This window comes from Bradyrhizobium sp. 17, assembly GCF_023073515.1.
GTDB lineage: Bacteria > Pseudomonadota > Alphaproteobacteria > Rhizobiales > Xanthobacteraceae > Bradyrhizobium > Bradyrhizobium canariense_D.
This window is the reverse complement of record NZ_JADPJQ010000127.1, coordinates 64,156-77,168: the sequence shown is the minus strand read 5'-3', so window position 1 is coordinate 77,168 and position 13,013 is coordinate 64,156. Positions and strand designations below refer to the sequence as shown.

The 13,013-nt window shown below is 60.2% G+C and carries 12 protein-coding genes; 4 read left to right on the top strand and 8 right to left on the bottom strand.

All coding sequences use genetic code 11. The features are described from left to right. Window positions 1-8 precede the first annotated feature (8 nt). The gene (gene mdcA, locus IVB13_RS34580; protein WP_247491911.1) at window positions 9-1,655 is read right to left on the bottom strand and encodes a malonate decarboxylase subunit alpha; all 1,647 of its coding nucleotides are present in this window, start codon (window positions 1,653-1,655) and stop codon (window positions 9-11) included. A 193-nt stretch (window positions 1,656-1,848) separates the two neighbouring features. On the opposite strand from mdcA, the gene madL reads away from it, so the two are divergent. The 4 genes from madL (at window position 1,849) to IVB13_RS40540 (ending at window position 4,014) form a co-directional block, all read left to right on the top strand. Continuing rightward, entirely contained in the window at window positions 1,849-2,283 is a 435-nt protein-coding gene (gene madL / locus IVB13_RS34575; RefSeq protein ID WP_018456507.1) for a malonate transporter subunit MadL, read from the top strand. Then, the gene (gene madM / locus IVB13_RS34570; protein WP_247395958.1) at window positions 2,280-3,044 is read left to right on the top strand and encodes a malonate transporter subunit MadM; all 765 of its coding nucleotides are present in this window, start codon (window positions 2,280-2,282) and stop codon (window positions 3,042-3,044) included. Before madL ends, madM begins: the two co-directional genes overlap by 4 nt. Next, entirely contained in the window at window positions 3,045-3,746 is a 702-nt protein-coding gene (locus IVB13_RS34565) for a GntR family transcriptional regulator (protein ID WP_018456509.1), read from the top strand. It begins immediately after the preceding gene. Window positions 3,747-3,882: 136 nt separating this feature from the next. Then, window positions 3,883-4,014: a LysR family transcriptional regulator gene (locus IVB13_RS40540; protein ID WP_346732294.1), complete on the top strand. Its 132-nt coding sequence runs from the start codon at window positions 3,883-3,885 to the stop codon at window positions 4,012-4,014. A gap of 531 nt (window positions 4,015-4,545) precedes the next feature. On the opposite strand, the gene IVB13_RS34560 is transcribed toward IVB13_RS40540, so the two are convergent. From IVB13_RS34560 to IVB13_RS34525, 7 genes are all read right to left on the bottom strand, one after another. Then, entirely contained in the window at window positions 4,546-5,352 is an 807-nt protein-coding gene (locus IVB13_RS34560; protein WP_247491909.1) for a PhzF family phenazine biosynthesis protein, read from the bottom strand. A 521-nt stretch (window positions 5,353-5,873) separates the two neighbouring features. Then, the gene (locus IVB13_RS34555) at window positions 5,874-6,206 is read right to left on the bottom strand and encodes a hypothetical protein (RefSeq protein ID WP_247397218.1); all 333 of its coding nucleotides are present in this window, start codon (window positions 6,204-6,206) and stop codon (window positions 5,874-5,876) included. A gap of 820 nt (window positions 6,207-7,026) precedes the next feature. After that, entirely contained in the window at window positions 7,027-7,644 is a 618-nt protein-coding gene (locus IVB13_RS34545; RefSeq protein ID WP_247397221.1) for an NYN domain-containing protein, read from the bottom strand. Window positions 7,645-8,301: 657 nt separating this feature from the next. Beyond that, complete coding sequence (locus IVB13_RS34540) at window positions 8,302-8,880, bottom strand: DUF2939 domain-containing protein (protein ID WP_247397224.1); 579 nt, start codon at window positions 8,878-8,880, stop codon at window positions 8,302-8,304. Between the two features lie 1,308 nt (window positions 8,881-10,188). Beyond that, the gene (locus IVB13_RS34535) at window positions 10,189-10,680 is read right to left on the bottom strand and encodes an ester cyclase (RefSeq protein ID WP_157642969.1); all 492 of its coding nucleotides are present in this window, start codon (window positions 10,678-10,680) and stop codon (window positions 10,189-10,191) included. Window positions 10,681-10,718: 38 nt separating this feature from the next. Further along, complete coding sequence (locus IVB13_RS34530) at window positions 10,719-11,927, bottom strand: PLP-dependent aspartate aminotransferase family protein (RefSeq protein ID WP_247360215.1); 1,209 nt, start codon at window positions 11,925-11,927, stop codon at window positions 10,719-10,721. Window positions 11,928-12,025: 98 nt separating this feature from the next. After that, window positions 12,026-13,009, bottom strand: a complete 984-nt coding sequence (locus IVB13_RS34525) for an MDR family oxidoreductase (RefSeq protein ID WP_247491845.1) — start codon at window positions 13,007-13,009, stop codon at window positions 12,026-12,028. Window positions 13,010-13,013 lie beyond the last annotated feature (4 nt).

Sequence of the window (13,013 nt, the reverse complement as noted above, 5' to 3'; positions counted from 1 at the left end):
GAAACTCCTCACCAGTTGCGGAAGCGGCTGGGCGGGCGGTAGAGCCCGCCGGAGGCCAGCATGAGATCCTTGATCGAACGGGCCGCCAGCAGGCGCCGGTCGGCGTCAAGCGGATCGATGCCGAGATCCTCGGGGCGCCGGATCACGCCGCGCTGCCTGAGCTGCTCGACGAGCTTCGCGTCACGCCCGCGCCCAATGTCGGTGTAGCCGGCAACGCCGCGGATCGCCTGCTCGCGCTCGTCCTTGCTGCGGCACATCAGCAGGTTGGCGATGCCTTCCTCGGTGACGATATGGGTGACGTCGTCGGAGTAGACCATCACCGGTGCCAGATCGAGGTCGAGCTTGCGCGTCAGCTCTAGCGCATCGAGTTGCTCGACGAAGAGCGGGGCATTGCCGTCACCGAATGTCTCACCGATCTGCACCACGAGCTTGCGGCCTCGGCGCAGGGCAGCATTGGAGGCGGGGTCGGCCTCGGCACCCGCTTTGAGCCAGGGTTCGCTCGGGTGACGGCGCCCGCGCGGATCGGAGCCCATGTTGGGCGCGCCGCCGAATCCCGCGATGCGGCTCGTCGTCACCGTCGAGCTGTGGCCTTCGAGGTCGATCTGCAACGTCGATCCGATGAACATGTCGCAGGCATAGAGGCCCGCCGTCTGGCAGAAGGCGCGGTTGGATCGCAGCGAGCCGTCGGGACCCGTGAAGAAGATATCGGAGCGCGCCGCAACATAATCCTCCATGCCGACCTCCGATCCGAAGCAGTGGATCTGCTCGACCCAGCCGGATTCGATCGCCGGAATCATCGTGGGATGCGGGTTGAGCGCGAAATGGGTGCAGACCTTGCCCTTGAGGCCGAGCTTCTCGCCGTAAGTCGGCAGCAAGAGCTCGATTGCGGCGGTGTTGAAGCCGATGCCGTGATTGAGCCGGCGCACGCCGTAGGGCGCATAGATGCCCTTGATGGCGAGCATCGCCGTCAGGATCTGGGTCTCGGTGATGGCGGCGGGATCGCGGGTGAAGAGCGGCTCGACATAGAAGGGGCGGCCGGCTTCGACCACGAAATGCACGAGGTCGCCGGGAATGTCGACGCGGGGCACCTTGTCGACGATCTCCGTGACCTGCGCCACGACGAGGCCGTTCTTGTAGCTCGTCGCCTCGACGACGGTCGGAGTGTCCTCGGTGTTTGGCCCCGTATAGAGGTTGCCGTCCCTGTCGGCGCTGACGGCCGCGATTAAGGCGACGTTCGGCGTCAGATCGATGAAGTAGCGGGCGAACAACTCGAGATAGGTATGGACGGCACCGAGCTCGATCTTTCCCCCGAATAGCATCCGCGCGATCCGCGCCGACTGCGGGCCTGAATAGGAGAAGTCGAGCCGCCGCGCGATGCCCTTGTCGAAGATGTCGAGGTGGGATGGGAGGACCACCCCGGACTGGACCATGTGGAGGTCACGGACGTCTTCGGGGTCAAGGTTCGCGAGCGCCGAGGCGAGGATGTCAGCCTGCTTCTGATTGTCACCCTCCAGGCACACCCGGTCTCCTGACCGGATCACCGCATTCAAAAATGCGGGCAGGCTCGGGATCGGGACGACCTTTCCCTTCGCGTGCTTTCGGCCGGCCGCCAAGCGCTCTCCCAGGGCGGCCCTTTGCATACCCCAACTACTCATTTCGGCTCCTTGGCATGCGAGGTTGGCTTCCATGAGTCAGGGTGTATGCGCATTGCCTTCCAATGTCAATTAATGTATACGCACGACGCTAGGCGATAGACAATCGCATACACAGGAGGGAATTTTCGATGCGAGTGCATACACAGCTTCGATCTCTTGGGGTCAGCGCCCCGCTCACAGCCAGGAGGCGCCCGTGACCATTTCCGGCGTAGCTCTGCTCGCGATCTGCACGCTGCTCGGGGTCCTGCTCGGCGACCTGCTCGGCGTCGTCCTCGGTGTGAAGGCCAATGTCGGCGGCGTCGGCATTGCGATGATGTTCTTGATCGCCGCCCGGCTATGGCTGCTACGGCACGGTCTCCTCAGCCACGGGCTGAAGACGGGCGTCGAGTTCTGGGGCAGCTTCTACATTCCCATCGTGGTCGCCATGGCCGCGCAGCAGAACGTCGTCGCTGCGGCAAAAGGCGGTCCCATCGTTGTCATTGCGGGGATCGGCGCGGTGGCGGTGTGTTTCGCCCAGGTCGCTTTGATCAGTCGACTCAGCGGCCGTGTCGAGACGATGGACGAGATCGAGGCGCGCGAGGCGATCGAGGCGAATGTGCCCCACTTCAAGTCCGGGAGGATCGGATGACCATGATATCCCACGTTCTTGCCGCAAACTCGCTGATCACGGCGTTCGCCGCGGTGGGCATCCTGATGTGGATCTCCGGAGCGATCTCGAAATATCTCACCTTCGGGCGCATTCACGCCTCGGCGATCGCGATCATGCTCGGGCTTTTGCTCGCGTTTTTCGGAGGCCTCGCCACCGGCGGTGAAAAGGGCCTCGCCGACCTGCCGGCGCTAACCGGGATCGGACTGATGGGAGGCGCGATGCTGCGGGATTTCGCCATCGTCGCCACCGCCTTCGAGGTCGACGTCGTCCATGCGCGCAAGGCCGGACTGATCGGTGCGGTCGCGCTCGGATTGGGGACGGTCGTTCCGTTCATTCTGGGCGTTCTCGTCGCCGCAGCCTTTGGCTACACTGACGCCGAATCGCTGACGACGATCGGCGCCGGCGCGGTCACCTACATCGTCGGGCCGGTCACGGGAGCGGCGATTGGCGCCTCCTCGCCGGTTATTGCGCTGTCGATCGCGACCGGTGTATTCAAGGCGGTGATCGTGATGATCGGTACGCCCTTTGTCGCGAAGATGATCGGCCTAGATAATCCGCGCAGCGCAATGGTGTTTGGCGGCTTGATGGGTACGGTCAGCGGCGTTTCCGGAGGCCTGGCGGCTACAGATCGGCGTCTAGTGCCTTACGGCGCATTAACAGCAACGTTTCATACCGGGTTGGGATGCCTCGTCGCACCGTCCATTCTCTACTTCACGGTGCGCGCAATCATAGGAAGCTGAATGGCAGGTCTGTTTAAAGTTGCGGCTGAGGCAGAAGAAGATAGCGGCCTTCTCTCCGATCGCATCCGTAATGCGCTCACCGACGAGATTGCCTCCGGTGCGCTGGCTGCCGGTTCGGCGCTGGAAGAGCAGCAGCTTGCCGATCGCTTTGGGGCTTCCCGCACGCCGGTGCGGGAAGCCCTCCGGCAGCTTGTCGTCAGCGGGCTCGTCGAGGTGCGGGGCCGTCGCGGGCTCGTCGTGGCACGGATGACACCCGAACGCATCATGGACATGTTTGAGACCAGCGCAGAGGTGGAAGCCATGTGCGTCAGGCTCGCGACCTATCGCATGACACCGCTGGAGCGCAGCGATCTGATCGAGCTCCACGACAGCTCGCTGGCAATGGTCGACGCCAACGACGTGGATGCCTACGATGCGTTTAACCGGCTGTTCCACGAAGGCATCTATAGCGCAACGCACAACGCGTTCATGGCCGAGCAGGCGCAGGAGGTCCGTGCGCGTCTCAGCGCCTTCCGCCGCACGCAATTGCGGCAGGGCGATCGTATCCGCAAGTCCCGGGACGAGCATGATTCTATCATGCAGGCGATTGCAGAGGGCGATGGCGATACGGCCGCTCGCCGAATGCGCGCGCACATGTTGAACGCCGCCGCGGCGCTTCGGCGCTACATCGACGACCGCGCGAGCGGAGAAGGTCGAGCGTGACAGTAGGATCACCCTACTTGCGCGTTCGATATTCGCTGGTCGGGTGAGATCTCCGCGCTACTATTCAGGCAGAAGCCTTGTTCGTTGGAGTTGCGGTTAGTTCAGCCGTTCGAGCTACTTAGGGGCGACATGGGTATTGAAGACAAACCTTCAGATCAAGCATTTGCAATATCTCCTCGTTTTAGCGAGGGAGCGGCATTTTGGCAGGGCGGCAAAGGGATTACTGATCAGCCAGCCGGCGCTGTCTCAGGCGGGTCCAGCAGACTGAGAAGCATTTTGGTGTCGCGATCGTGCTTCGGCGCCAATCGGGCTTCCATGGGTTTTCGGCCGAGGCGAAAACATTCTTGCATGGGCGCGACAGGCGCTAGCTGACCATGACCGGCTTGTTCACGCCGTAGGCGACGCGGCTCGTGACGAACTGCGCGAAACGCCCAAGTTCGGCCTTGCACCTGCGTATGGCCGCCAAGGCGCTTTTGGGGGCTTTAAGCGCACTCCTGATCACTTCAATCACGCGGCCTATCTGTCGTGGCTAAAAATCCAGCTGTCGATCCCGTAGATCGGCTCTCTCTAACTCCGGCACGATGCGGATCGACTGTCCTCCGCGACCGAGCAGATGGAGACGCCGGCCTTAAACGCGATCCCTGCATGCCCGTTTTCCGCTGCCCAGATGAAACGCTGCGCTCACGGTCGTGATGGGCCACACAACCGGAGTTGGCGGCGCTTGCAGTGACTGCCGCTGTGATCCTGGGCCGACTTCGGCCGCCCCACGCGTTCAGGGACAAATCTGCCGCTGGCTGCACTACTCGATGAAATCGCCAGGCAGAGAAATATTGGCCTCCATAAAAGTCACGGCATTGCCCCCTAGAAACACCCGGTCTGCAGCGAGTTCGCAATCGATCCAGCCGCCGCGTGCCGATGCCTGATAGGCGGTGAGCCTTTCGCGCCCTAATTGCTTGGCCCAGTACGGAACGAGCGTAGCATGGATTGACCCGGTGACGGGATCCTCAGGAATGCCGGCACCGGGGGCGAAATAGCGTGAGAAGAAATCCGCCCGCCCGCCGTCGGATGCCCGCCCGGTCACGACTAGGCCGACCGTCCCAAGGCGGGCAATACCGGTCAGATCGGGGATGAAGCGAATCACGGCGTCCGCACTGCCTAGGTCGGCGAAGATGTTCTCAAAGTTGCGGAAGAGCCGGATGGGAGCCGCCTCGAAAATGCCTTTGATTTCTTCAGGAACCTCCTCCAGCGGCTCTGGCTGCAAACGCGGAACGTCGAGCCGATAACCGAGCGAACTGCGCGCCACCCGCAATTCGCCGACCCGGGTGTGAAAGATAAGAGGCGAGGCGGCTCCGGCTGCAGTGAATAGCACGTGCGCTGTCGCAAGAGTGGCGTGGCCGCAGAAATCGACTTCGTGAGCCGGAGCGAACCAGCGCAGATCCCACGCCCCATCGGATCGGGCCTTGACAAACGCGGTTTCGGCCAAATTATTCTCTTGCGCAATCGCAAGCATCAGCTCGTTGGTCAGCCAGTCTTCTAGTACTAGGACAGCCGCGGGGTTTCCCGTGAAAAGACGGTCTGTGAAGGCGTCGACCTGATACATGCGCATGAGGACCTCACGGAGGCGCGTCGCTCGTAATCGCTTTTGGCGCTCGTTGCTCGCTCGGACCAAGCTGCCTTCTTCAGGAAGCCAAACTATGACTTCACTCTCCCACTTACTACATCGGCTCATAGCCCATAGGCGACCTGGCGCTCGATACTGCGCTGTAGGCTACTGACTCCTAAAGTGAGAGGCATAGTTTGATGTCTCGCCAACATTGTGCCCAGCGGGCAGTAGCTTCTGGATCAGGCAATCCGTGCGAGATCATTCAGAGCGGGACGGAGCCCAATCAATCAGGATTGGCATTCTCAGAACACTGGGACAAATCGGAGCAACTGTTTTGCTTCATCGGTCGTCAAGGCGAGAGAGTGTCTCGACTGCCGATCTATTGCGCGAGATGATCGGCTTTCACTCGACCCCTTAAGCCATAGGATACTTGGCCCCGCGCCGCCGCCAGACGACGCCTCCCTTCACAGATCCGAACTCGCATTGTGCGGCCAGCGTTATAGGGACTTGGATTGAATGAGTAGCTAGTCGGGCAGACGAAGCCAAACGTCTTTACTGGATAGCGTGCCGGTTGGCGTCGCGATCTCCATATCGACGACGCGAAACGAGCCATGATTTTCGTAGACGTAGCAAAGGTGCCAGACCGGGCCGAGTTCCGGCGAAATGGCGAAGTCGTCCAAGGCGCTTGTGATGTTGTGAACGGCATCGCGTCGCCCCACCGGTGCGGAGAACATCGCCTCTATCAGGGCGGTCAGGCTCATGCCGCCGACCAGCATGGCTCGTGCAGCTTCATCGCCGTGAGTAAGCCGGAGGGCGGTCACGATTACCGCAATAGCGTCGGGGTTCTTGAGAGCCACGGCAGGTTCGCTTCGCCCAGCAAAAGCATAATGCCGGATCCCGATCCTTTCATGCAAGCAGGATCGAGCCGTCGCGAACCGGCTGAGGGCCCCCCGAGCCATTCTTATGGTCCGCTTATGGATGGTCGGCTTCGATTCGATTTCCTCTGCTGCGATACCAGTCGCAAAATTCTGCTCTATAGATAGGAGGCGGCGGGACTGAGTGGGTTCCAGATAAAGAACCCCGTCCACCATCCTGAGATCGCATAAGAAATTTTGCTCCGCGACGGGATCGGCCGGTGCGGCTTAGGCCGCCCGCGCCACCTCGAAACCCGGGTGACGCTTAGATGTGCGTTCGAGCGTCGCGATCGTATCGTGAAGATTGGCGCGCCGAGCTCGGAGGTCCAGCGCGAGCATGGGGTAGGAGAGGCTGGCCGGGTCGGGATTTCCCGCCTTTCGCTCCTCCTCTTGGATATCGCTCCCCAGCATCCGGACCCGTCGATGCAAGTCGGAAATGAGAGCGTGGAGGTGGAGGGACGCAGTTGCATCGAAATGGGGATGTGGGTGCATGTGATCGCTCCAATTTGAAACAAACGCCGTCACGGGTCTGCTTATTAGCGGTGACTGAGCAATAGCGGTGCCAGGGCGCTGACATAGAAGGTCAGAACCGATGCCAATTCTTGGCACGACTTATGCTCAGGCTTTGGCACCGGGATTTTGCTCATCCCCCGGGGCTGGGAAGCCGCCGCCTGCGATTATTCAAGCAGGCGGCGTTTTTTCTTCTGAAATCGATCGTGATTAATCTGCCAAAATTGATCGAAGCGTGCGCGGCCTTAGCCGTCTAATCGTGTGGGTCGTTTCCTTTCGGCTCTTGCAAGAATTTTGGCAGGTGTGCACGCGCTTCGCGGTCACGCGGAGCGGGGCGTTCGGACGGATCGCGGCCGAGCTTGGACTGCAGCTCGACCAGGTCGGTGAAAACGTCGGCCTGACGGCGCAGTTCGTCGGCGACCATCGGCGGCTGGCTGGCGATCGTGGAAATCACCGTCACCCGCACGCCGCGGCGCTGAACGGCCTCGACCAGGGAGCGGAAGTCGCCGTCACCCGAGAACAGCACCATCTGGTCGATGTGCTCGGCGAGTTCCATGGCATCCACGGCGAGCTCAATGTCCATGTTGCCCTTGACCTTGCGGCGGCCGGAGGGGTCGATGAACTCCTTGGTCGCCTTGGTGACCACGGTGTAGCCGTTGTAGTCGAGCCAATCGATCAGCGGCCGGATCGAGGAGTACTCCTGATCCTCGATGATGGCGGTGTAATAGAACGCTCGCGTCAGCGTCCCGCGGCTCTGAAACTCCTTCAGCAGGCGCTTGTAATCGATGTCGAAGCCGAGAGTTTTCGCCGTCGCGTAGAGATTGGCTCCATCGATGAAGAGCGCGATCTTGTCCGTAGAGGAAGGTGACATTCGATTCACGCTTTCGGTGGGGCAGCTCGGAGCAAGCCTGGAAGCATCTCGGATACGCGATGCGCACGGGCGGTCGCATTCTATATAGATCACTACCGAAGATCGTCGAGTAGACAGACGCTTCAACCTTCTACTTTTTTCAAACGGTATCACGCCTTGGAAACCCCACATTAGCCGAAAGTTGGGCTGTCAGATTTGTAATGTGTCCTGTCTATTTCCAAGTGCTTATTTCAGGGTGCTCGCGCCATGAGAGTTGGCGATTTTGCTCTCTTTGATCTTTGGATTGATCGGCGCGGCCGCGGCTGGCGGTGGTCTGTTTCGAGTCCATCCGGAGACCTTCTGTTGGTTGGAAGGGAGAGAAGCCGGTCCGCAGCGCGTTACATGGCTTCTCGAGCCATGTTCCAGTTGCTGCTGACCGCTCCTTATCGCAACGGAATGAGATCTAAAGATAGGTCGGCGCGGTGGCGTCGACCTGAATGCCAGCAAGGGATTTCGGCGGTGCATCGCATGGGCCGAGACGGACATCCCGGCCATTGAGGCGGGTCTGCAGACGCTGTCGGAGCGGCTGACCGGATAGAAGCGGGGTGCCACGGAGACCTTGAAGGACTGGTCCACCGGCCACCCGAACGAGATTCCGAAAGCGCTTCGTCGCAAGCCTCATCGCGCCGGGAGTCGGTCCACGATGTTGGTGAGAATCTTGGGTGGCAGCCCGATTCCAGAGAGCTTCCAAGTTGTCCCTTCAAGATGCATGCTGATGCTGCCTGCCTCCTGGCCTCCTCCAAGCCGCAATGCAAACTCAACGGGCTTCACAAAGGTGATCCGTCCGGCCAAGGCAAAGATGCTCGAGATGTCGAGCTCGGCCACTGAGGACATCGTTCCGAAAGTAATGTCCTCCGTGGCATTGCGAACAGCTCCGCTTTTCAGAAGTACCGACAGATTTTCTGAGGTCATGAGCTTGGCTGCCAGATCATCAGCGATGGTTGCACCAAAAGCGTTGATGGCTATTCGCTCGATCGGCCGCAGCTGGCGTTTTTGTCCGAGCCGGTCCAGGTAGGCCGTCATCACCTGGTCGACGATGGAATGGCGGAGGCGGGGCATATCCGTCCGAGCCAGGATTTGCGCAACATCGGCACCCCGGACTGCGGAAACCAAACCCACCAGCGAAACGAAAGCCGATCCGCCATAGATTCCTACACAGACCAGGACGGCCAACACGACGCCGATCAGCCATTTCATGGAATTGCAATGGAGCCAAATGAGCTTTGTTCCAAGGCCAGCGCGCGCCGGACGCTCGTTAACAGTCGCCAAAGGCACTCACGAGACCAATCGAAATGAGAACGACCGCAAGGCACGTCCATAAGGCTGGTGAGCTGGAGCCGATACCGGCGATAAGGATCGCGACGCCGAGGACGACGATGAATACCGAGGTCGCATAGGCAACCGCATTATCCATTGGTCTGAGGGAGGCTTTATGGGCATCCGACTCTCTGGATGTCGAAATGTTCCTATTGAGCGGCCGGCTTCAAACCAAAGGACTGGTGCGGGATTTGACCGGCGGTTTCGACGTCCCTCTCGTCCGAGATGCCCCAGGCTGACACTCCGAAACAGACGGTCAGGAATACGGCCGTCACCAACAGCAGTTGCTAAACTTCAAAGTCGAGCCCTCTTACTTCGCGGGCTAGTCGAGCAACGCCGTGGCCGAGGGGGTGAATAGCGACGTACCTGCATCTTGTTGGCGAGAACGTCCCTGGCGTACAGCCTCTTCTTCTAGGCAGGAAACGGTCCGAAGGACACAGCCTTTCTATTGCTGCTGGCCCTTGGCGACGGAGCCGTCCTCATCGTCGGGGCCTTTGCGGCCGCGCATAGCTATTGACCTTAGGAATCTATGGTGGTCGCCGGCTCACGCTGGCGGGCGCATGGCAAATACAAAGGCCGCAGCGGGAGGTTAAAACCGCTGCGGCCTGCGCACCGTCAAATGAACCCGGGTTAAAAAGACAAGTGAAATATGTAGCCAGCCCCGGTGACAAAAATCTGCCCTAGCTTGGTCTCGTTTGCAACCACCGTTTCGGCGGAACCGAACTCCACTGAATGGGCATTTAGTTCCGAGAACGGAACGACTTTGCTGTTCTCCCGGCGAGCCAGAGCGTGGCGGTGCCAAACGACAAACCCAAGCAGTGGACCGAGGCGCGGTAGACGCTGATCAAACTTTCGGCTTGGCCGCGGCTGAAATCTTAACCGAGGTTTGAGGTATATCGCGTGCGTAAAACGCGCGACAGGAGACATCGACATTTTGCTGCGAAGCGAGAGGGGTGCTGCACACAGAGAGTAGCCGTAAAAGGCGCTGCTAAAATTCCTCTATGCTGGCTCGCCAAACCCTACGGGAAAGCAGGGAATGGTGAAGCCGCCGCGTCTTACCGCACAACGAGGCGCCCGCACTCAGCGGATATTCTCGACGTCTTCGTTCTTGAAGGTTGGAGGCGTCTACATCGCTTGTCTGCGTTTCCAGAGGTGGTCCGCTCGGCGCGAAGGGGCATGGAGCATGGGCTACTTGTTTGTTGTGAATTCCGGTTCGCTAGTTGTATCCGGCGCGAGACGACCCATCAGTCCATGGATGTCGCCCAAGACCCACAGATCGCTCACCTTGTCGCCTCGAAACGTGAAGATCGGCGCACCGTACCACCACACGTGGCGTCCGGTGGGCGCGTGGCCGAACATCGGCTTTCGATGGATGCCGTGGAAGCGCAGCTTGCCCGAGACTGCGTTGTCCTCCTCGAGGAGATCGAGGATGTCAGACGTGTAGTTTTCCAGGGAGTCTGTCACCCATCTGACGTAGTCCGCGAACTGATCGAAGCCGACGAGGACAGGACCGAGAGAGCCCCGGAAGGTGAACCCAGGCTGAAATATTTCGGGGATTAGAGCAACATCCGCATTGTCCCACATTTCCTTGTAGAACTTTCGGACGATCTCTTTCTGAGGGCTTAGAGTAATCCGAGCAAAGTCCATGGCGGGCTCGAGTCCTGGCGGCGGCGCAATCATCTTTGGCCTCTCCTTGACTTACGTTCGTTGCGGGCGACCTAGAGACGATTCAGGGACTGCTCAAGGTCGCCGAGCAAATCTGCCTCGTCTTCCAGACCAACCGAGAGGCGAATCAGGTCATCTCCGACTCCCCTTTGCAGGCGCGCTTCAGGACGAACGGCGCGCCGGGCATGAACCAGGCTCGCGGGATGCATGATAAGCGTTTCAGCATCTCCAAGACTGACGGCAAGCGTAATGAGCTTGAGGTGGTCGAGAAAACATCGGGCGGCATCAAAACCCCCGCGTAGACCAAAGGACAGCATTCCAGAGCCCGCTGACATTTGTCTCTTTGCGATTGCATGCCGCGGATGGGACGGCAGAAATGGATAATTCACCCACTCTACCGCCGAGTGGGCATCGAGCATGCGCGCAATCGCAAGTGCGTTGGACCCGTGGCGGTCCATTCGGAGAGGAAGCGTCTTGATCCCGCGCAGAATCAGAGAAGAAACCATCGGCGACATGACGGCACCGGTGATGTAGCGCAAGCCGCGATCACGTATTTTTTCGATCAACTCGGTCCGTCCCAGCAGAGCCCCTCCAAGAACGTCTCCATGCCCGCTGATATACTTGGTAAGGGAGTGGAGCACGATGTCCGCCCATTGGAGAGGCCTCTGCAGCGCGGGAGATGCAAATGTGCCGTCGACGATGACCAAGAGGCCGGCCCGCCGAGCACGTTGCGCAATGGCTTCGATGTCGAGCACGTCTCCTGTGGGATTGACCGGCGTCTCAAAGTAGACGGCTCTACTGCGAGATGTGAGAACAGTATCCAGATTGGCGGGATCATTGAGATCGACAGGGATGGTCTTTATGCCGAAGCGCGGCAAGCCCTGTTCCGTCATGGTCGTCGTATTCGAATACAAGGTCCGATGGACGATGAGTTCGTCATCTTGGGATAAGAGCGAAAGTACCAAGGCACCGAACGCGGCCATTCCCGAGGCCAGTACGACGGCGTCTTCGGCACCCTCCAAGTTTGCCAAACGGGATTCCAGCAATGCGGTCGTCGGATTGAACTCCCGCCCATACAGTTTGCCCCCCAATGCGGCCACCGCATCTAATTCGGCGACGCTGTCGAAGGCGAAGGTCGACGTCATATGAATGGGATGGGATACCGCGCGAGAGTGATGGGCAGGGTCATAACCATGGTGGATCGCTCGCGTCGAGAACCCGAACGCAGGTTCATCCGTTCCAATTCGTTCCGAAGCAGCCATATTTGGGGATCTCCCATTTTTTGGACGAGCGGTCATTGCTTTCAGATTTACCCCGAGGCGGACCGCCACGGTCGCATCGCTCTACTTTTCGGTCGAAGTCATCTATTGACGTTGACGACGGTGCGCCCGCGCACTTGGCCACTCATCAGGCCGCCAGCCGCGGCGACGACCTCGTTCAGACCGATCTCGACCGCCGTCTTCTCCAGATCGGCTTCGGTTAGCAGGGAAGCGAGACGATCCCAGGCTTCGACGCGTTCTGCCTTCGAGCGGGTCACGCTGTTGATGCCGAACAGCGCCACTCCTCGCAGGATGAAAGGGGCGACGCTTGCGGGAAATTCCAATCCTTGCGCCATGCCGCACGCGGCGACCGCTCCGTCCGGTTTGATTCCGGCGCAAACATTGGCGAGCGTATGGCTGCCTACTGAGTCGATCGCGGCGATCCATCGTTCCTTCTGCAGCGGCTTGCCGGGCTGTGACAATTGTGACCGGTCGATGATCTCGGCAGCGCCCAGGCTCTTGAGATATGGCTCCTCGTCCGGTCGGCCGGTCGAAGCCACGACGCGGAAACCGAGCTTGTGGAGAAGCATGATCGCGATGCTGCCGACGCCTCCGCCGGCCCCGGTCACCAGCACGTCGCCCGCGCTAGGACGGATGCCATACTTCTCGAGGGCTACGACCGACAGCATCGCGGTATACCCGGCGGTACCGATGATCATCGCGCGGCGGGAAGGCATCGAGGGCGGCAGCTTGATCAACCAGTCGGCCTTGACCTTTGCTCGCTGCGCCAGGCCGCCCCAATGTTGTTCGCCGACACCCCAGCCGTTGAGAACTACGCGGTCCCCCGGCGTGTAGGTCGGGTCGGAGCTCGACGACACCACGCCAGCGAAGTCGATCCCGGGCACCAGCGGGAAGGATCTCACGATCGGGCCCTTGCCGGTAATCGCGAGGCCATCCTTGTAGTTCAGCGTGCTGAACTCGACTTCGACCGTCACCTCACCGTCGGGGAGGCGGCTGTCCGGTAATTCAGTGACGTCGGCGCGATATCCCCGCTCGTCCTTCTCGATCAACACGGCTTTGAACAACTCG